Below are 18,229 nucleotides of genomic sequence, written 5' to 3' on the forward strand. Positions count from 1 at the left end.
CCAGGTTCGATCAGGTGGAAAACATGGCACTTCATGCACGTAAGCCCGAACGTCGCGCCCTGCTGCGCGCCGGTCTGACCTTCACCGCGCTGGGGGCCGCCCTGGGGGCCGGTGCGGGCGCCGCGCAGGCCGTCCAGCTGCCCGCCGCGGCCGAGGTCCCGGAGCAGGGCGTCTCGGCCCTCCAGGCGGTCGGCGAGACGGCCGGGCCCGCGGTGACCAGCGCGCTTGGGACCTCGCTGGCCAGCAGCGTCGCCCCGATCACCGACCTCCAGCTGGACCCGCTTGCCAACACCGGCGTGGACCCGCTGGACAACGCCGTGGGCACGCAGATCGCCGACTTCAAGCCGGTGACCACGGCGATCGTCACCGACCCGATCACCAGCGGCGGCGCGCTGAGCGACCTGCCCGTGGTGGGGTCGGTGACCAAGCTCGTCACCGGCTGACCCACGCGGACACGCGCACGGACACGGCGAACGGGGCCGCCCGGGGTGGAGGGCGGCCCCGCTCGGGTGCCTGTGGCGCGGTCCTTCCTCAGTACGAGGAGCCCGCGGCCCCCAGTGCGCCCGTCGGGTGCCAGACCGTCTTCGTCTCCAGGAACGCCGTCAGGCGGTGCGTGCCGGGGGAGGCCGACCAGCCGGCGGAGTCCGAAGCGCTGTCCGCGTCCACAGGCTGTGGACGCAGGACGCGCTTCAGGTTGTCCGCCGCCGCGATCTCCAGCTCCTTGGCCAGCTCGGCGTCCGCGCCGGTCAGGTCGATCGCGTTGACGTCCTGGTGGGCGGCGAGCGGGGCCGCGAGCTCCGCCGTGACGCCCGACAGGATGTTGACCACGCCACCGGGCACGTCCGAGGTGGCCAGCACCTCGCCCAGCGAGAGCGCCGGCAGCGGGGCGTCCGCCGAGGCGATGACGACCGCCGTGTTGCCGGTCGCGATGACCGGGGCGATCACCGAGACCAGCCCCAGGAACGACGACTTCCGCGGTGCGAGGACCGCGACGACGCCCGTCGGCTCCGGGGTGGAGAGGTTGAAGAACGGGCCCGCGACCGGGTTGGCCCCGCCCGCGATCTGGCCGATCTTGTCGGTCCAGCCCGCGTACCAGACCCAGCGGTCGATCGCCGCGTCCACCACGGCCGCCGCCTTGGACTTCGACAGTCCCTCGGACGCGGCCACCTCACGGACGAACTGGTCCTTGCGGCCCTCCAGCATCTCCGCGACGCGGTAGAGGACCTGACCCCGGTTGTACGCGGTCGCGCCCGACCAGCCGCCGAACGCCTTGCGCGCGGCCACGACCGCGTCGCGCGCGTCCTTGCGCGACGACTTCGGCGCGTTGGCCAGCCACTGGCCCTTGGAGTCCGTCACCTCGTACACCCGGCCGCTCTCGGAGCGGGGGAACTTGCCCCCGACGTACAGCTTGTAGGTCTTGAAGACGCTCAGACGGTTCTGATCAGACATCGAGGTACGCCTCCAGGCCGTGGCGACCGCCCTCGCGGCCGAAGCCCGACTCCTTGTAGCCGCCGAACGGCGACGTCGGGTCGAACTTGTTGAACGTGTTGGCCCAGACGACGCCCGCGCGGAGCTTGTTCGCCACCGCGAGGATGCGGGAGCCCTTCTCCGTCCAGATGCCGGCCGAGAGCCCGTACTGACTGTTGTTGGCCTTGGCGACCGCCTCGTCCGGGGTGCGGAACGAGAGCACCGAGAGCACCGGGCCGAAGATCTCGTCACGGGCCACCGTGTGGGCCTGGGTGACGTTGGTGAAGAGCGTCGGCGCGAACCAGTAGCCCGACGAGGGCAGTTCGCACGGCGCGCTCCAGCGCTCCGCGCCCTCCGCCTCGCCGGTCTCCACCAGGGAGGTGATCCGGGCCAGCTGCTCGGCGGAGTTGATCGCGCCGATGTCGGTGTTCTTGTCCAGCGGGTCGCCCAGGCGCAGCGTGGAGAGCCGGCGCTTCAGCGCGTCCAGCACCTCGTCCTGGACCGACTCCTGGACCAGCAGCCGGGAGCCCGCGCAGCAGACCTGGCCCTGGTTGAAGAAGATGCCGGTGACGATGCCCTCGACGGCCTGGTCGATCGGGGCGTCGTCGAACACGATGTTCGCGCCCTTGCCGCCCAGCTCCAGCGTGACCTTCTTGTCCGTGCCCGCGACGGAGCGCGCGATGGCCTTGCCGACGGCGGTCGAACCGGTGAAGGCGACCTTGTTGACGTCCGCGTGCGTGACGAGGGCCTCGCCCGCGCCCCCGTACCCCGTGAGGATGTTGACGACACCCTTCGGCAGCCCGGCCTGGCGGCAGATGTCCGCGAAGAACAGCGCGCTCAGCGGCGTCGTCTCGGCGGGCTTCAGCACCACCGTGTTGCCGGTGGCCAGCGCGGGGGCGATCTTCCACGCGAGCATCAGCAGCGGGAAGTTCCACGGGATGACCTGGCCGGCCACGCCCAGTGGACGGGGGTTCGCCCCGTATCCCGCGTGGTCCAGCTTGTCGGCCCAGCCCGCGTAGTAGAAGAAGTGCGCGGCGACCAGCGGGAGGTCCGCGTCGCGGGTCTCCTTGATCGGCTTGCCGTTGTCCAGGGTCTCCAGAACGGCCAGCTCGCGGCTGCGCTCCTGGATGATCCGGGCGATCCGGAACAGGTACTTCGCGCGCTCGGAGCCGGGCAGCGCCGACCACTTCTCGAACGCCTTCCGTGCCGCCTTCACGGCCCGGTCCACGTCCGCCGCGCCCGCCCGGGCGACTTCGGAGAGGACTTCCTCGCTGCTCGGCGAGACGGTCTTGAAGACCTTGCCGTCGGCGGCCTCGGTGAACTCGCCGTCGATGAACAGCCCGTACGACGGGGCGATGTCGACGACGGAACGGGACTCCGGCGCCGGTGCGTACTCGAATGCGGATGCCATGGCTATCAGTCCACCGTCACGTAATCGGGGCCGGAGTAACGGCCGGTGCTGAGCTTCTGGCGCTGCATCAGCAGGTCGTTGAGCAGGCTGGACGCGCCGAACCGGAACCAGTGCGGGTCCAGCCAGTCCTCGCCCGCCGTCTCGTTCACCAGGACCAGGAACTTCACCGCGTCCTTGGTGGTGCGGATGCCGCCGGCCGGCTTCACACCGATCTGTACGCCGGTGGCCGCCCGGAAGTCGCGCACGGCCTCCAGCATGAGGAGCGTGTTGGCCGGGGTGGCGTTGGTGGCCACCTTGCCGGTCGAGGTCTTGATGAAGTCCGCGCCCGCCAGCATCCCGATCCAGGAGGCCCGGCGGATGTTGTCGTACGTGGACAGCTCACCGGTCTCGAAGATCACCTTGAGCCGGGCGGACCCGCACTCCGCCTTCACGGCGAGGATCTCCTCGTAGACCTTCAGGAACCGGCCGGAGAGGAACGCCCCCCGGTCGATCACCATGTCGATCTCGTCGGCCCCGGCCGCCACGGCGTCGCGGACGTCCGCGAGCTTGACGTCCAGCGCGGCGCGGCCCGCCGGGAAGGCGGTCGCCACGGACGCCACCTTCACACCGGAGCCGGCCAGCGCGGCGGCGGCGGTGGCCGCCATGTCGGGGTAGACGCAGACGGCCGCGGTGCGCGGGGTCGTGCGGTCGGTCGGGTCGGGGTTGACGGCCTTGGCGGCGAGAGCCCGGACCTTGCCCGGGGTGTCCGCGCCTTCCAGCGTCGTCAGGTCGATCATCGAGATGGCGAGATCGATGGCGTACGCCTTGGCCGTCGTCTTGATCGAACGGGTTCCGAGGGAGGCGGCGCGCGCTTCGAGGCCGACGGCGTCGACGCCGGGCAGCCCGAACAGGAAGCGGCGCAGCGCACTGTCGGACGCCGTCGCGTCGGAAAATGCGGGAGCAGTGGTGGGCATGGTCACCACATGAGCATATCTACGCGCGTAGCGACCTGTACAGGGGGCCGGGCCATCCGTGCGATCCGCCCCGGGGACGCGAGCGCGGGCGGGCGCTCCGCCGGGGCGGACGCCCGTCAGGCAGAATCGGCCCCATGACGAGCCCCACACCTCCCGCAGAGCCGCTCCACGGCGACCGGACCTACCGTTCCGTGGCCGCACTGGTCTGCGGGTCGCTGCTGCTTCTGCTGATCGCCTGGATGGCCGGGGACGCCATGATCCGGGGCGAGGGCCGGACGCCGTGGCTCGCGGCGGCCGCGCTGCTCCTCGTGGTGCCGCTGGTCGTGGCGTTCACCCTGCGGCCCGCCGTCTTCGCGAACGACGAGCGCATCCGGATCCGCAACCCGTTCCGGACGATCCGGCTCCCCTGGACCGAGGTCGCCGACGTACGCGCCTCGTACTCCTCCGAGCTGCTCGCCCAGGACGGCACGAAGTACCAGCTGTGGGCGATCCCCGTCTCGCTGCGCGCCCGCAAGCGCGCGGCGCGCAGCGCTGCCCGGGCGGCCCACGACGACCCCTACGGCCGTACGTCGGTCAGCGCCGACGTCCGTGACACCGCCGCGCGCACCGCCTCCGCCGACCAGACCGTCCGCGACCTGCGGGACATCGCCGAGCGGGCCGGTGACACGACCCCCGAGGGCGCGGACCGGGGCTCGGTGCGCTGGGCGTACGAGGTGATCGCCCCGGCCGTCGCGGGCGCCGTCCTGCTGGTGGTGCTGGGGGCGACCGGCTGAGGCCGACGCCATCGAACGCCGAAGGGCCGGCACACCCGGGAGGTGTGCCGGCCCTTCGGCGTGAAAGCGGTCCGTCAGATACCCGCCGCCGCGGCGAGGTCCCGCTTGATCCCGGCCAGCAGCTCCGCGCCCCGGGCCCGCGCGGCGGGCAGCCCGGCCGCGTCCGCCACCGGGACGACGACCTCCAGGTAGCACTTCAGCTTCGGCTCGGTGCCGCTCGGGCGGACGATCACCCGGGCGCCCTCCAGGTGGTAGCGCAGCCCGTCGGTGGGCGGCAGCCGGTCCGTGCCCTGCGACAGGTCCTCGGCCGAGGTGACGGCGAGTCCGGCCAGCGCGGTCGGCGGCTGCTCACGGAGCCGGGCCATGGCGTCCGCGATGACCGACAGGTCCTCCACCCGCACCGAGAGCTGGTCGGTGGCGTGCAGGCCGTGGGCCAGGGCCAGGTCGTCCAGCAGGTCCAGCAGCGTACGGCCCTGCTCCTTGAGCACGGAGGCGAGCTCGGCGACGAGCAGGGCGGCGGTGATGCCGTCCTTGTCGCGGACGCCCTCGGGGTCGACGCAGTAACCGAGCGCCTCCTCGTACCCGTACCGCAGACCGTCCACGCGGGCGATCCACTTGAAGCCCGTCAGCGTCTCCTCGTAGCCGAGGCCCGCCTTCTCGGCGATTCGGCCGAGCAGCGAGGACGACACGATCGACTCGGCGAACACCCCGCTCGCGCCCCGCTCCACCAGGTGCGCGGCGAGCAGCGCGCCCACCTCGTCGCCGCGCAGCATCCGCCAGCCGCCCTCCGTGGCGGTGTCGGGCACGGCGACGGCGCAGCGGTCCGCGTCCGGGTCGTTGGCGATGATCAGGTCCGGCGCGGCCCGGCGCGCGGTGGCGAACGCGAGATCCATCGCGCCGGGCTCCTCCGGGTTGGGGAAGGCCACGGTGGGGAACGCGGGGTCGGGCTCGGCCTGCTCGGCGACGAGGACCGGCTCCGGGAAACCGGCCCGGGCGAACGCCGCGGTCAGCACGGACGTGCCGACGCCGTGCATCGCCGTGTAGACCGTGCGCGCGGTACGGGGGCTGCCGGCGGCCAGGACCGCGTCCGTACGGGCGAGATAGGCCTCCAGCACCTCCTCGCCGAGGGTCTGCCAGCCGTCCTCGGGGCGTACGACGTCCGCCAGCGGGCCGACCGCGGCGATGGCGGCCGCGATCTCGCCGTCGGCGGGGGGCACGATCTGCGACCCGTCGCCGAGGTAGACCTTGTAGCCGTTGTCGCGCGGCGGGTTGTGGCTGGCGGTGACCTCGACGCCCGCGACGGCGCCCAGATGCCTTATGGCGTACGCCAGTACGGGGGTGGGGAGCGGGCGGGGCAGCACGGCGGCGCGGAGTCCGGCGCCGGTCATCACGGCCGCCGTGTCGCGCGCGAAGTCCGCCGACTTGTACCGGGCGTCGTAACCGATGACGACGAGCCCGCCCTCCTCGCCCCGGGCCTTGAGATAGGCGGCGAGGCCCGCCGCCGCCCGGATCACCACGGACCGGTTCATCCGCATCGGCCCGGCCCCGAGCTCCCCGCGCAGCCCGGCGGTGCCGAACTGGAGCGTGCCCGCGAAACGGGCCGCGAGCTCCTGGGTGTCACCCGCCTCGACGAGCGCGGCCAGCTCCGCGCGCGTCTCGGGGTCGGGGTCCTCGGCCAGCCAGGTCCTGGCCTGCGCGATGAGGTCGTGCTGCACGGGGTCCGCCTTTCGGGGTCTGCGGAAGGGGTACGGGGGCGGGGGTACGGGGGTGGCGGGGTGCGGGCGGTCCGGGGCGAGGCCGGGGCTCCGCCCCGGGCCCCGGTCCTCAAGCGCCGGACGGGCTGAAATGCCCGCCCGGACCGACCGGCCGAGAAGGCCGCCGGACGGGCTGAAACGCGCAGGCCCTAGATGCGCTCCAGCACCCGTGCCAGCAGTGCGCCCATCCGGGTCGCCGAGTCGCGGCCGGCCTGGAGGACCTCCTCGTGGTTGAGGGGTTCTCCGGACAGGCCCGCCGCCAGGTTGGTGACCAGGGAGAGGCCGAGGACCTCGGCGCCCGCCTCACGGGCCGCGATGGCCTCCAGGACCGTGGACATGCCCACCAGGTCGCCGCCCATGACCCGGACCATGTTGATCTCGGCCGGGGTCTCGTAGTGCGGGCCGGGGAACTGGACGTACACGCCCTCTTCGAGGGAGCCGTCGATCTCCTTGCACAGCGCGCGCAGCCGCGGGGAGTACAGGTCGGTCAGGTCGACGAAGTTGGCGCCGATGATCGGAGAGGCGGCCGTCAGGTTGATGTGGTCGCTGATCAGGACCGGCTGCCCCGGGCGCATGCCCTCGCGCAGACCGCCGCAGCCGTTCGTCAGGACGACGGTCTTGCAGCCCGCGGCCACCGCCGTACGGACCCCGTGGGCGACGGCGGCGACGCCCCGGCCCTCGTAGTAGTGCGTGCGGCCGAGGAAGACCAGCGCGCGCTTCTCGCCGATCCTGTACGAGCGGACCGTGCCGCCGTGGCCCTCGACGGCGGGCGCCGGGAAGCCCGGCAGCTCGGTCACGGGGAACTCGGCCTCCGGGACGCCGAGCGCTTCGCCCGCGGGCGCCCAGCCGGAGCCCATGACCAGGGCGACGTCGTGGGTCTCGGCGCCGGTCAGCTCGCGCAGACGGGCGGCGGCCCCGGCAGCGGCTGCCTGCGGGTCGCCCTGGATGTTGTCCGGAATAACAGATGCGTTCACGCGGATGAGCGTAACCGCTGAATCCCTACGCGCGTAGATGCACGGGCGCAAAGACACGTCGGAGGTCTTTGTGCTTTCGCACGAAGAGGGCTGGTCCGGGCCTCTTCCGCCCAGGTCAGCAGGGGCGCTTGCGCAGCTCCATCACATAGTCGTGCGGTGCGCCGGCGGATTCCGCGGCGTCGGCGATCTCGCCGAGATAGCGCGCCGAGGGCAGCCCGCCCTCGTATCCGTTCAGCACGTACATCCAGGCCGGCTCCTCGCCGTCCAGGGTGTGCACCCGCACCCGCATGCGCCGGTATATGTCCAGCCCGACGCCCTCCCAGCGGTCCATGGAGTCCTCGTCCATCGGCGCCAGGTCGTACAGCGCGACGAAGACCTGGGAGCGCGGCGCCTCCACCACGGTGGCCAGCGCCCCCTCCCAGCCCATCTGCTCCCCGCCGAAGGTCAGCCGCCAGCCGTTGAGCCAGCCGGTGCTGCGCATCGGGGAATGCGGAGCGCGGCGGGTCATGAGCCGCGCGTCGAGGTTGCCGGCGTACGCGGCGTAGAGCGACATGGGACCGAGGGTACGGGAGGTGGGCGCGGGAGCGGCGGTTCCTGTGACGAAGGCCCCGGTCGGGGGAGTGCGGGGAGGGCCGCGGCACCGGCTCCGGCGGCCCGTTCCCGGACGGCGGAAACTCTGGTTCCGGTACGGCGGACGCCCTGGTCCCCGTACGGCACGGGTGCCGGTTCCCGTACGGCGGAAGCCCTCTTTCCCGTATGGAGGGCCCCGGGGCGAAGCACTTTGGCGCGTGCGGGACAATGGAGTACGTACTGCATTCCCCCGGGGCGATCCCCCGGACCCCCGGCCGGGGCGGCAGGCGGCCGCGGGTTACACAACGCGAGGCGGACTTTTCGTGACCCGGATCGTGATCATCGGCGGCGGCCCCGGCGGCTACGAGGCAGCCCTGGTGGGCGCCCAGCTCGGCGCGGAGGTGACCGTCGTCGACTGCGACGGTCTGGGCGGGGCCTCGGTCCTCACCGACTGCGTGCCCTCGAAGACCCTGATCGCGACGGCCGAGGTGATGACCACCTTCGACTCCTCCTACGAGGAGCTCGGCATCATCGTCGCCGACGACACCCCGCACGTGGAGCAGGCGGCGAGGGTCGTCGGCGTGGACCTCGGCAAGGTCAACCGCCGGGTGAAGCGCCTCGCGCTCGCCCAGTCCCACGACATCACCGCCTCCGTCACCCGGGCCGGCGCCCGCGTGATGCGCGGCCGCGGCCGGCTCGACGGGCTCCAGGCGGCCGACGGATCCCGCCAGGTCGTCGTCACCGCCGCCGACGGCACCGAGGAGCGGCTCACCGCCGACGCCGTGCTGATAGCGACCGGCGGCCACCCGCGCGAGATCCCGGACGCGCAGCCGGACGGCGAGCGCATCCTGAACTGGACCCAGGTCTACGACCTCGACGAGCTCCCCGAGGAACTCATCGTCGTCGGATCCGGTGTCACCGGCGCCGAGTTCGCCGGGGCCTACCAGGCGCTCGGCTCCCGCGTCACCCTCGTCTCCTCCCGCGACCGGGTGCTGCCCGGCGAGGACCCGGACGCCGCCGCCGTCCTGGAGGACGTCTTCCGCCGCCGCGGCATGAACGTCATGGCCCGCTCCCGCGCCCAGTCCGCCAAGCGCGTCGGCGACCGGGTCGAGGTGACGCTGGCCGACGGCCGGGTCATCACCGGTTCGCACTGTCTGATGGCGGTCGGCGCGATCCCGAACACCGCGGGCATGGGTCTGGAGGAGGCCGGCGTACGGCTCAAGGACTCCGGGCACGTCCTCACCGACCGGGTCTCGCGCACCAGCGCCCCCGGCGTCTACGCGGCCGGCGACGTCACCGGCATCTTCGCGCTGGCCTCGGTCGCCGCGATGCAGGGCCGGATCGCGATGTACCACTTCCTCGGCGACGCGGTCGCCCCGCTGAACCTCAAGGCCGTCTCCGCCAACGTCTTCACCGACCCGGAGATCGCCACCGTCGGCTACAGCCAGGCCGAGGTCGACGCGGGCAAGATCGAGGCCCGGGTCGTCAAGCTGCCGCTGCTGCGCAATCCGCGCGCCAAGATGCAGGGCATCCGCGACGGCTTCGTCAAGATCTTCTGCCGTCCCGGTACGGGGATCGTGGTCGGCGGCTGCGTGGTCGCGCCGCGCGCCAGCGAGCTGATCCACCCCATCTCGATCGCGGTCGACAACAACCTGACGGTGGAGCAGATCGCAAACGCTTTCACCGTGTACCCGTCCCTGTCCGGATCGATCGCCGAAGTGGCCCGGCAGTTGCACACCCGCAAGCTCACGGGCGAGGGCTGAGCACCCGGGAAACCCGACATTCCCCGGCAACCCCCGGCAGTCCGGACGGCGCTGTGACCGCCTGACGATCACCGCCGAACAACAAAGGGGCCTCCTATACCACTTGGAGGCCCCTTTGAAGTACAACTTCTGTTATTCGGCGCAAACTGCTGAAAACTCACCGACGGCCAGGTTACTGTCAGTTTCGTGTTCGCTGCAGAACGTCGTCAGTTGATCCTCGAAATGGTGCGCGCCAACGGGGCGGTATCGCTCCGTGAGCTCGCCCGCGTCGTCCAGACCTCCGAAGTGACCGTACGGCGGGACGTGCGGGCACTGGAGGCAGAAGGACTCCTCGACCGCCGGCACGGCGGTGCGGTCTTGCCGGGCGGTTTTACGCGGGAGTCCGGCTTTCCGCAGAAATCCCATCTCTCCACCGCGGAGAAGACAGCAATCGCCGACCTGGCCGCGGGTCTTGTCGGCGAGGGCGAGGCCATCGTGGTCGGCGCCGGCACGACCACGCAGGAGCTGGCCCGACGGCTCGCGCGGGTCCCCGGTCTGACCGTCGTCACCAACTCCCTGTTGGTGGCCCAGGCGTTGGCCCACGCCAACCGGGTCGAAGTCGTCATGACCGGCGGCACCCTGCGCGGGAGCAACTACGCGCTGGTGGGCAGCGGGGCCGAGCAGTCCCTCCAGGGGCTGCGGGTCTCCCGGGCCTTCCTCTCCGGGAGCGGCCTCACGGCGGAGCGTGGCCTGTCCACCTCCAACATGCTCTCGGCCAGCGTCGACCGGGCCCTGGTGCAGGCCGCCGCGGAGGTGGTGGTCCTGGCCGACCACACCAAGCTCGGCTCGGACACCATGTTCCAGACGGTGCCCACGGAGCTGATCACCCGTCTGGTGACGGACGAGCCGCCGCTCCACGACGAGCGGGCCGCGGCCGAGCTCCAGGCCCTGGCGGACCAGGGCGTGGAGATCACGGTGGCCGGCCCGGAGTCGGACGCGTCCGGTGGTGACGGCCCCCCACCGGGGAGCCGGCCCCGCCGCGACATGCCGCTGCCCGGCCAGCGGCGCACGCAGAACGGCGGCCTCGGCCCGCAGTTGCGCAGCGCTTCCGCCCTGGCGGACGTGCCGGGCGAACAGCGGGCCCGGGTGGCGGACCTGCGCCGGCGCTAGGCGCAGGTCGGGGGCGCTGCCCCCGAACCCCCGCTCCTCAAACGCCGGAGGGGCTGGATTTCGCGGCTGCGACGCCCGCTTGCTCGCTTCTCAGCCTCTCCGGCGTTTGAGGAGCGGGGTCCGGGGCGGAGCCCCGGGTTCGGGAAGGGGCGGGGCGGGGAGAAGCTCCGCGCAGCGGCCTGGCGCGCCTGGCGCAGGGGCTCCGAAAAGGTCGGCTACTTCAGCCCGCGCAGCGTCAGCCGCAGCAGTCGCTCCGCCAGCTCCGGATCGTCCGGCGACTGCTCGGCCGCCAGCGCGATGGCGTTCGTCAGCTGGAGCAGGTCGTCGATGGAGACGTCGCCCCGTACGGAACCGCTCTCCTGGGCCCGGCGCAGCAGCCCCGCCCCCGCCTCCCGGAGCGGCAGATGGCACTGCACGAGTGCCGAGGTCTCGTCGCGCGAGGCGGACATCAGGCCGTGCGCCAGGCCGCGGTACTCACCCGCATGAGTGACGATCGCGCCCAGCCACTCCACCAGCGCCCGGCACGGGGCCTCGGCCGCCGCCAGCTCCCGCGAGCGGTCCAGGAGTGAGCACAGGGCGTCCTGGAAGACCGCGTTCATCAGGGCGTCCCGGTTCGGGAAGTGCCGGTAGAGGGTGCCGATGCCCACGCCGGCCCGCCGGGCGATGTCCTCCAGCGAGGCGTCCGTGCCGTGCTCGGCGAAGGACCTGCGCGCTTCGCCCACCAACCGGTCGTGGTTCCGGCGCGCGTCCGCGCGCATCGGCCGGGCCGGCGGTCGCGCCGTGCTCGTCTCCATCGGGATCGCCCCTGCCATGGCTTCCGCCCCTCCCTCGGTCCTCAGGACCTTGTGGGTTCCAGGATGCCACTGGTGACGAAGGGGCCCGGCCCACGTCTCATGACGCGGTCCGGGCCCCTTCGGAGTGTGCGAGGCGGTCAGTCCTTGATCTCGCAGATCAGGGCGCCGGAGGAGACGGATGCGCCGACTTCGGCGGTGAGGCCCTTGACGGTGCCGGAACGGTGCGCGTTCAGCGGCTGTTCCATCTTCATGGCTTCCAGGACGACGACGAGGTCGCCTTCCTTGACCTCCTGGCCCTCCTCCACCGCGATCTTGACGATGGTGCCCTGCATGGGCGAGGCGAGGGAGTCGCCGGAGGCGGCCGAGCCGGCCTTCTTGGCCGCGCGGCGCTTGGGCTTGGCGCCGGCGGCGAGGCCGGTGCGGGCCAGGCTCATGCCCAGCGAGGACGGCAGCGAGACCTCCAGGCGCTTGCCGCCGACCTCGACGACGACGGTCTCGCGTCCGGCCTCGTCCTCCGCGTCCGCGTCGGCGGGCGCGGCGAAGGGCTTGATGTCGTTGACGAACTCGGTCTCGATCCACCGGGTGTGGACGGTGAAGGGGTCCGCGGTGAAGGCGGGGTCGGCGACGACGGCCCGGTGGAAGGGGATCGCGGTGGCCATGCCCTCGACCTGGAACTCCGCGAGCGCGCGGGCGGCGCGCTGGAGCGCCTGCTCACGCGTCGCACCGGTCACGATCAGCTTGGCGAGGAGCGAGTCCCATGCCGGGCCGATGACCGAGCCCGACTCGACGCCCGCGTCCAGGCGGACACCGGGGCCGGTCGGCGGGGCGAAGGTGGTGACGGTGCCGGGGGCGGGCAGGAAGCCGCGGCCCGGGTCCTCGCCGTTGATCCGGAACTCGAAGGAGTGACCCCGCACGGCCGGGTCGCCGTAGCCGAGCTCCTCGCCGTCCGCGATACGGAACATCTCGCGTACGAGGTCGATGCCGGTGACCTCTTCGGTGACCGGGTGCTCGACCTGGAGGCGGGTGTTGACCTCCAGGAACGAGATCGTGCCGTCGACGCCGACCAGGAACTCGACGGTGCCCGCGCCGACGTAGCCGGCTTCCTTCAGGATCGCCTTGGACGCGGCGTACAGCTCGTCGTTCTGCGCCTGGGTGAGGAAGGGGGCCGGAGCCTCCTCCACGAGCTTCTGGTGGCGGCGCTGGAGCGAGCAGTCACGGGTGGAGACGACGACGACGTTGCCGTGGGTGTCGGCCAGGCACTGGGTCTCCACGTGGCGGGGCTTGTCGAGGTAGCGCTCGACGAAGCACTCGCCCCGGCCGAACGCCGCGACCGCCTCGCGGACCGCGGAGTCGTACAGCTCCGGGATCTCCTCCAGCGTGCGGGCCACCTTCAGACCGCGTCCGCCGCCGCCGAAGGCGGCCTTGATCGCGATCGGCAGGCCGTTCTGCTCGGCGAACGCGACGACCTCGTCGGATCCGGAGACCGGGTCCGGGGTGCCGGCGACGAGCGGAGCGCCGGCGCGCTGGGCGATGTGCCGGGCGGCGACCTTGTCGCCGAGGTCGCGGATCGCGGCCGGCGGCGGGCCGATCCAGGTCAGTCCGGCGTCCAGGACCGCCTGGGCGAACTCCGCGTTCTCCGACAGGAATCCGTAACCGGGGTGGATCGCGTCCGCCCCCGAGTCGGCCGCGGCCTGCAGCACCTTGGCCATGTCCAGATAACTGGCGGCCGGGGTGTCACCGCCCAGAGCGAACGCCTCGTCGGCGGCCCGGACATGCAGAGCGTCCCGGTCCGGCTCGGCGTAGACCGCGACACTCGCGATCCCCGCGTCCCGGCACGCCCGAGCAACGCGGACAGCGATTTCGCCACGGTTGGCGATGAGCACCTTGCGCACGATGACTCCCTCCTCGAAACAAGCTGAGTTTAGGGACTACCGACACGGCCGTACGACCCGTCCCCAATGGTGAGCTTGCCCACACGGAGTGTGATCCGAGGCTTGCCCCAGTAGTGAAATCCCTTGTGGCACCACGGTACGCCGGGATCCTCAACCGCACAGTAACCACCCGGTGTGGTGCAGGTCTCTGTCTTTAAGGTCAACGCCTCACGGCGTTTCTTTGTGGACTCCCTACGAACGGCCGCTGGATTCTTTGCCCGCCGCCCGGGCCGTTCAACCTCTTGTCCGAAGGAATACCCATGAGTAGGGTCCGCGCTACGCACGTACCAGAGGTAACAGGGGTGGGACGCAGATGCGCAGACCGGTGGCGATCGTGACGGCGCTCGTGCTGTTCGGGGAGGCGGTGGGCATCGTGCTCATCAACGCCGTCCTGGCCACGGTCGCCGAGAACCAGAACATGTCGCTCGCCGGAATGGACCCGGACGCCATGTCCGCCGGCACCTGGGCGATGGGCGGCGTCTCCGGGCTGCTGCTGGTCCTGTGCGGGCTGATAGCCCTGATCGCCGGGATACGCGACCGGGCTCCGGGGCGGGCCGGACGGATCGTCCTGATCGGCTGCGCGGTCGTGCACGGCGTCCTCGGCGCGGTCACCGTCGGCCTGGTGGGCTGGGGCGCCTTCGCGTTCATGATGGTGGTGCTGGCCCTGCTGGTGCTCACCCTGGTGTCGTACGGCCCCGAGACCCGGGCGGACGGCACCGGCGGCACCGACGGCACGGCGGACGGGAAGACCGCCCCGGCGCCTGCCTAGGGCGGGTCCGGCGGCTCCGGTCTCAGACCCACAGCTCCGTGACGGAGACGTCCAGCTCGCCCAGCAGCCGCCGCAGCAGCGGCAGCGAGAGCCCGATGACATTGCCGTGGTCGCCCTCGATGGAGTCGACGAACGGCGCCGAGCGGCCGTCCAGGGTGAACGCCCCCGCCACATGGAGCGGTTCGCCCGAGGCGACATAGGCGGCGACCTCGGCGTCGCTCGGCTCGCCGAACCGTACGACCGTGGACGCCGTCGCCGACGCCGTACGGCCGGAGGCGGTGTCGATCACGCTGTGCCCGGTCTGCAGGACGCCCGCCCGGCCGCGCATCGACTTCCAGCGGGCGGTGGCCTCCTCGGCGTCGGCGGGCTTGCCGAGCGCCTCGCCGTCCAGCTCCAGCACCGAGTCGCAGCCGACGACCAGGGCGCCCGCCGCCTCGGGGCGTTCCGCGACCGCCGCGGCCTTGGCACGGGCCAGGACGAGCGCCAGCTCGGCGGGGGTCGGTGCGCTCAGGGCGTCCTCGTCCACACCGCTGACGATCACCTCGGGGGCGAACCCGGCCTGGCGCAGCAGACCGAGACGGGCGGGGGAGGCGGAGGCGAGCACGAGACGGCGCTGATCAGTCATGCGGGCCATCGTAGAAGGGCCCGGAAGGGCCGTGGACCCCGCAGTGCCCGGCGTCCGTACCGCCGCACCGCTCAGTGGATGCCGAGCACGAACATCGCCACCAGCATCGCCAGCGCCAGCAGCACGCCGGCTCTGCGCATCATGGCCTGGGCGTCGCGCAGTTCCTTCGGCGGCTTGTTCTCGGGGTCGGACCACAACATGCTTCCGATCCTGCTGCGCCGGGCGCCGTCGCGCCTGAGTACGGGTACTCAAGAGGCGACGGCGCCCGGTTCCGGCTCAGGCCGGCCAGTACGTCCTGGCCCAGGCGCGGGGGCCCGGGCGCGGGCGGCCCGTGCGGGCGATGCGCCCCGGGTCGGACCACTGCTCGGGCGGCAGCGGCGCGCCGGACGACACGGCGGACGCCGCCGCGGCGCGCGCCCGGACCACCGCCAGTGCGGCGGCCAGCTCCTCCGGGGTGGGGTTGCCCCGTACGACCTTGATCATGGGCAGGCCTCTCTGGGAAGTGCCGACGGCTAGAGCGGGATGTTGCCGTGCTTCTTCGGGGGAAGGGATTCCCGCTTCGTACGGAGCTGACGCAGGCCCTTGACGATGTGGGCCCGGGTGTCGGACGGCATGATCACCGCGTCGACGTAGCCGCGCTCGGCCGCCACGTACGGGTTGAGCAGCGCGTCCTCGTAGTCCGTCATCAGCTCGGCACGGGTGGCGTCCGGGTCCTCCGCGGCGGCGATGGTGCGGCGGTGCAGGATGTTCACCGCGCCCTGCGCCCCCATGACGGCGATCTGCGCGGTCGGCCAGGCCACGTTCAGGTCGGCGCCCAGGTGCTTGGAGCCCATCACGTCGTACGCCCCGCCGAACGCCTTGCGGGTGATGACGGTGATCAGCGGGACCGTCGCCTCCGCGTAGGCGTAGATCAGCTTCGCGCCGCGCCGGATGATACCGCCGTACTCCTGGTCCACGCCCGGCAGGAAGCCCGGCACGTCCACGAACGTGATGACGGGGACGTTGAACGCGTCGCAGGTGCGGACGAAACGGGCCGCCTTCTCACTGGCGTTGATGTCCAGGCAGCCGGCGAACTGCATCGGCTGGTTGGCGACGATGCCGACCGGGTGACCCTCGACCCGGCCGAAGCCGGTGATGATGTTCGGCGCGAACAGGGCCTGGGTCTCCAGGAATTCGGCGTCGTCCAGGACGTGCTCGATCGCGGTGTGCATGTCGTACGGCTGGTTCGCCGAGTCCGGGATCAGCGTGTCCAGCTCGCGGTCCTCGTCGGTGGTGGCGAGGTCCGCCTCCTCCGGGAAGGCCGGGGCCTCGGAGAGGTTGTTCGAAGGCAGGTACGACAGCAGCGACTTGACGTACTCGATGGCGTCCTTCTCGTCGCCCGCCATGTGGTGCGCCACCCCGGAGGTGGTGTTGTGCGTACGGGCGCCGCCCAGCTCCTCGAAGCCGACGTCCTCACCGGTGACCGTCTTGATGACGTCGGGTCCGGTGATGAACATGTGCGAGGTCTGGTCGACCATCACCGTGAAGTCGGTGATCGCGGGGGAGTAGACCGCGCCGCCGGCGCACGGGCCGACGATCAGCGAGATCTGCGGGATCACCCCGGAGGCGTGCACATTGCGGCGGAAGATCTCGGCGAACAGGCCGAGCGCCACGACGCCCTCCTGGATCCGCGCGCCGCCGCCGTCGTTGATGCCGATCACCGGACAGCCGGTCTTCAGCGCGAAGTCCATGACCTTGACGATCTTCTCGCCGTAGACCTCGCCGAGCGAACCGCCGAAGATCGTGAAGTCCTGCGAGTACACGCAGACCGGGCGGCCGTCGACCGTGCCGTAGCCGGTGACGACACCGTCCCCGTACGGGCGGTTCTTCTCGATGCCGAAGTTGGTGGAGCGGTGCCGGGCGAACTCGTCGAGCTCCACGAAGGAGCCCTCGTCCAGCAGCAGCTCGACCCGCTCACGGGCCGTCAGCTTGCCCTTGGCGTGCTGCTTCTCGACCGCACGGGCCGAACCGGCGTGCGTCGCTTCGTCGATGCGGCGCGTCAGGTCCGCGAGCTTGCCCGCGGTGGTGTGGATGTCGCTTAGCGGCTCGGACATCGGGGGGCGGCTCCCTGCCTGGTCACGGGGACGACGTCTGGCACCGGTCACGGGGGGACGGCCAGCCGTCTGTCCGGCTCTGGCTACTGACTCGTAGGGTATCGGCGCGCCTCCGGAAAGGCAGTGCGTCCTTTGCCACACCTAGGCTGGGTTGCATGACACCACCGGATGCGCCACACAACCGCTGGTCGGACCTGGACCGGCCGCCCCTCAACGTGACCGCGCTGCGCCGCGGACTGCTCCGGCCGGACGCGCTGTGGACGTCGCTGGAGGTCGTGGAGTCCACCGGGTCCACCAACACCGACCTGGCGGGACGGGCCCGTACAGGGGCGGTGGGCGAGGGTGCGGTGCTGGTCGCCGAGGAGCAGACGGCCGGGCGCGGACGGCTGGAGCGGACCTGGACCGCACCGCCCCGCTCCGGGCTCTTCCTCTCCGTCCATCTGGAGCCCGGCGACATCCCCGTGGAGCGCTGGGGCTGGGTGCCGCTGCTGGCCGGGGTGGCCGCCGCGACCGGGCTCGCGAAGTCGGCGGGTGTCGACATGTCGCTGAAGTGGCCCAACGACCTGCTGGTCTCGGTGGAGGGTGAGGAGCGCAAGGCGGGCGGCATCCTCGGCGAGTTCGCCGGGGACGGCATCGTCGTCGGCCTCGGCATCAACGTCTCGCTGCGCGCCGACGAGCTGCCCGCCCCCACCGCCGGATCCCTCGCGCTCGCCGGAGCGGTCTCCACCGACCGCGAGACCCTGCTGCGCGCCGTCCTGCGCTCGCTGGAGGACTGGTACGGCCGGTGGAAGGCGGCCGGCGGCGACGCGGCGGCGAGCGGGCTCCAGGCCGCCTACGCGGCGGGCTGCGCGACCCTGGACCGGACCGTGCGGGCCGAGCTGCCGGGCGGGAAGTCGCTGGTCGGCGAGACGGTCGCGATCGACGGCGACGGGCGGCTCGTCCTCTCCACCGAGGGCGGCCTCCAGCAGCCGGTGTCGGCCGGGGACATCGTCCATCTGCGGGGCGCGGCGGGCGGTCTGACCTGAGGCGGCTCCCGCCCCCGACGGGCGTACGGGCGGATACCGCGTATGCCTGAGTTGTCACGCGCGACGCACCGACGGCGGGCAACCAAGGACGTGAGCTGGGGCACACCTGCCGTATCGTTGAGGCGATCCAGCGACAGATCGGCAGGGCAGTGCGCAGGGAACGGGCAGGAGGCGGCTG

At 72.1% G+C, this 18,229-nt stretch carries 18 protein-coding genes; 6 read left to right on the plus strand and 12 right to left on the minus strand.

Going from position 1 to position 18,229, the window contains the following annotated elements; all coding sequences use genetic code 11:
- Nucleotides 1–23: 23 nt before the first annotated feature.
- Nucleotides 24–443 (plus strand): hypothetical protein, encoded by a 420-nt coding sequence (locus KV381_RS23710; RefSeq protein ID WP_030084660.1) that lies wholly within the window; start codon nt 24–26, stop codon nt 441–443.
- Nucleotides 444–531: 88 nt separating this feature from the next.
- Here KV381_RS23710 and KV381_RS23715 read toward each other — a convergent pair whose 3' ends face one another.
- From KV381_RS23715 to deoC, 3 genes are read right to left on the minus strand one after another with little or no spacing between them, the layout of a single operon-like run.
- Nucleotides 532–1,449 carry an aldehyde dehydrogenase family protein gene (locus KV381_RS23715; protein ID WP_218786165.1) on the minus strand — a complete coding sequence of 306 codons (918 nt, stop codon included), beginning with the start codon at nt 1,447–1,449 and terminating at the stop codon, nt 532–534.
- The gene (locus tag KV381_RS23720; RefSeq protein WP_030630549.1) at nt 1,442–2,878 is read right to left on the minus strand and encodes an aldehyde dehydrogenase family protein; all 1,437 of its coding nucleotides are present in this window, start codon (nt 2,876–2,878) and stop codon (nt 1,442–1,444) included. Before KV381_RS23720 ends, KV381_RS23715 begins: the two co-directional genes overlap by 8 nt.
- Nucleotides 2,879–2,883: 5 nt before the next feature.
- Entirely contained in the window at nt 2,884–3,831 is a 948-nt protein-coding gene (deoC, locus tag KV381_RS23725; RefSeq protein ID WP_030084666.1) for a deoxyribose-phosphate aldolase, read from the minus strand.
- A gap of 134 nt (nt 3,832–3,965) precedes the next feature.
- On the opposite strand from deoC, the gene KV381_RS23730 reads away from it, so the two are divergent.
- A complete protein-coding gene (locus KV381_RS23730) occupies nt 3,966–4,604 on the plus strand; it encodes a PH domain-containing protein (RefSeq protein WP_086779937.1) in 639 nt (212 codons plus the stop codon).
- A 74-nt stretch (nt 4,605–4,678) separates the two neighbouring features.
- Here the strand turns inward: KV381_RS23730 and KV381_RS23735 are convergent, their stop codons facing one another.
- From KV381_RS23735 to KV381_RS23745, 3 genes are all read right to left on the minus strand, one after another.
- A complete protein-coding gene (locus KV381_RS23735) occupies nt 4,679–6,319 on the minus strand; it encodes a phospho-sugar mutase (protein WP_098025519.1) in 1,641 nt (546 codons plus the stop codon).
- Between the two features lie 188 nt (nt 6,320–6,507).
- Complete coding sequence (locus KV381_RS23740; RefSeq protein WP_030086722.1) at nt 6,508–7,332, minus strand: purine-nucleoside phosphorylase; 825 nt, start codon at nt 7,330–7,332, stop codon at nt 6,508–6,510.
- A 115-nt stretch (nt 7,333–7,447) separates the two neighbouring features.
- Nucleotides 7,448–7,885 (minus strand): gamma-glutamylcyclotransferase, encoded by a 438-nt coding sequence (locus tag KV381_RS23745; protein ID WP_007458837.1) that lies wholly within the window; start codon nt 7,883–7,885, stop codon nt 7,448–7,450.
- A 340-nt stretch (nt 7,886–8,225) separates the two neighbouring features.
- On the opposite strand from KV381_RS23745, the gene KV381_RS23750 reads away from it, so the two are divergent.
- Both KV381_RS23750 and KV381_RS23755 read left to right on the plus strand, forming a co-directional pair.
- A complete protein-coding gene (locus KV381_RS23750; RefSeq protein ID WP_007458836.1) occupies nt 8,226–9,665 on the plus strand; it encodes an NAD(P)H-quinone dehydrogenase in 1,440 nt (479 codons plus the stop codon).
- Nucleotides 9,666–9,851: 186 nt separating this feature from the next.
- Nucleotides 9,852–10,814, plus strand: coding sequence for a DeoR/GlpR family DNA-binding transcription regulator (locus tag KV381_RS23755; protein WP_078611261.1), 963 nt, complete (start codon nt 9,852–9,854; stop codon nt 10,812–10,814).
- 215 nt (nt 10,815–11,029) lie between these two features.
- Here KV381_RS23755 and KV381_RS23760 read toward each other — a convergent pair whose 3' ends face one another.
- Together KV381_RS23760 and KV381_RS23765 are read right to left on the minus strand one after the other, a co-directional pair.
- The gene (locus tag KV381_RS23760) at nt 11,030–11,626 is read right to left on the minus strand and encodes a TetR/AcrR family transcriptional regulator (protein ID WP_030086843.1); all 597 of its coding nucleotides are present in this window, start codon (nt 11,624–11,626) and stop codon (nt 11,030–11,032) included.
- 119 nt (nt 11,627–11,745) lie between these two features.
- The gene (locus KV381_RS23765) at nt 11,746–13,500 is read right to left on the minus strand and encodes a biotin carboxylase N-terminal domain-containing protein (RefSeq protein ID WP_030086846.1); all 1,755 of its coding nucleotides are present in this window, start codon (nt 13,498–13,500) and stop codon (nt 11,746–11,748) included.
- A 352-nt stretch (nt 13,501–13,852) separates the two neighbouring features.
- Between KV381_RS23765 and KV381_RS23770 the strand changes: the two genes are divergently transcribed.
- Entirely contained in the window at nt 13,853–14,308 is a 456-nt protein-coding gene (locus tag KV381_RS23770; RefSeq protein ID WP_218786167.1) for a hypothetical protein, read from the plus strand.
- A 22-nt stretch (nt 14,309–14,330) separates the two neighbouring features.
- Here KV381_RS23770 and KV381_RS23775 read toward each other — a convergent pair whose 3' ends face one another.
- From KV381_RS23775 to KV381_RS23785, 4 genes are all read right to left on the minus strand, one after another.
- Nucleotides 14,331–14,942 (minus strand): nucleoside triphosphate pyrophosphatase, encoded by a 612-nt coding sequence (locus tag KV381_RS23775; protein WP_030086850.1) that lies wholly within the window; start codon nt 14,940–14,942, stop codon nt 14,331–14,333.
- Between the two features lie 62 nt (nt 14,943–15,004).
- The gene (gene mmpB, locus KV381_RS36660; RefSeq protein ID WP_010058523.1) at nt 15,005–15,133 is read right to left on the minus strand and encodes a morphogenic membrane protein MmpB; all 129 of its coding nucleotides are present in this window, start codon (nt 15,131–15,133) and stop codon (nt 15,005–15,007) included.
- Nucleotides 15,134–15,209: 76 nt separating this feature from the next.
- Nucleotides 15,210–15,416: an acyl-CoA carboxylase epsilon subunit gene (locus tag KV381_RS23780; protein WP_030086852.1), complete on the minus strand. Its 207-nt coding sequence runs from the start codon at nt 15,414–15,416 to the stop codon at nt 15,210–15,212.
- Between the two features lie 29 nt (nt 15,417–15,445).
- Entirely contained in the window at nt 15,446–17,026 is a 1,581-nt protein-coding gene (locus KV381_RS23785; RefSeq protein ID WP_030086854.1) for an acyl-CoA carboxylase subunit beta, read from the minus strand.
- Nucleotides 17,027–17,181: 155 nt separating this feature from the next.
- On the opposite strand from KV381_RS23785, the gene KV381_RS23790 reads away from it, so the two are divergent.
- Nucleotides 17,182–18,051, plus strand: a complete 870-nt coding sequence (locus tag KV381_RS23790) for a biotin--[acetyl-CoA-carboxylase] ligase (RefSeq protein WP_218786168.1) — start codon at nt 17,182–17,184, stop codon at nt 18,049–18,051.
- The last annotated feature ends 178 nt before the right edge of the window (nt 18,052–18,229 follow it).

It is taken from the genome of Streptomyces sp. WY228 (assembly GCF_019287315.1).
GTDB classification, from domain to species: domain Bacteria; phylum Actinomycetota; class Actinomycetes; order Streptomycetales; family Streptomycetaceae; genus Streptomyces; species Streptomyces caviscabies.

Coding starts and splice junctions, on each gene's coding strand:
- KV381_RS23710 (WP_030084660.1), top strand. CDS start 24: ATGGCACTTCATGCACGTAAGCCCGAACGTCGCGCCCTGCTGCGCGCC.
- KV381_RS23715 (WP_218786165.1), bottom strand. CDS start 1,449: ATGTCTGATCAGAACCGTCTGAGCGTCTTCAAGACCTACAAGCTGTAC.
- KV381_RS23720 (WP_030630549.1), bottom strand. CDS start 2,878: ATGGCATCCGCATTCGAGTACGCACCGGCGCCGGAGTCCCGTTCCGTC.
- deoC (WP_030084666.1), bottom strand. CDS start 3,831: ATGCCCACCACTGCTCCCGCATTTTCCGACGCGACGGCGTCCGACAGT.
- KV381_RS23730 (WP_086779937.1), top strand. CDS start 3,966: ATGACGAGCCCCACACCTCCCGCAGAGCCGCTCCACGGCGACCGGACC.
- KV381_RS23745 (WP_007458837.1), bottom strand. CDS start 7,885: ATGTCGCTCTACGCCGCGTACGCCGGCAACCTCGACGCGCGGCTCATG.
- KV381_RS23760 (WP_030086843.1), bottom strand. CDS start 11,626: ATGGCAGGGGCGATCCCGATGGAGACGAGCACGGCGCGACCGCCGGCC.
- KV381_RS23770 (WP_218786167.1), top strand. CDS start 13,853: ATGCGCAGACCGGTGGCGATCGTGACGGCGCTCGTGCTGTTCGGGGAG.
- KV381_RS23775 (WP_030086850.1), bottom strand. CDS start 14,942: ATGGCCCGCATGACTGATCAGCGCCGTCTCGTGCTCGCCTCCGCCTCC.
- mmpB (WP_010058523.1), bottom strand. CDS start 15,133: ATGTTGTGGTCCGACCCCGAGAACAAGCCGCCGAAGGAACTGCGCGAC.
- KV381_RS23780 (WP_030086852.1), bottom strand. CDS start 15,416: ATGATCAAGGTCGTACGGGGCAACCCCACCCCGGAGGAGCTGGCCGCC.
- KV381_RS23785 (WP_030086854.1), bottom strand. CDS start 17,026: ATGTCCGAGCCGCTAAGCGACATCCACACCACCGCGGGCAAGCTCGCG.
- KV381_RS23790 (WP_218786168.1), top strand. CDS start 17,182: ATGACACCACCGGATGCGCCACACAACCGCTGGTCGGACCTGGACCGG.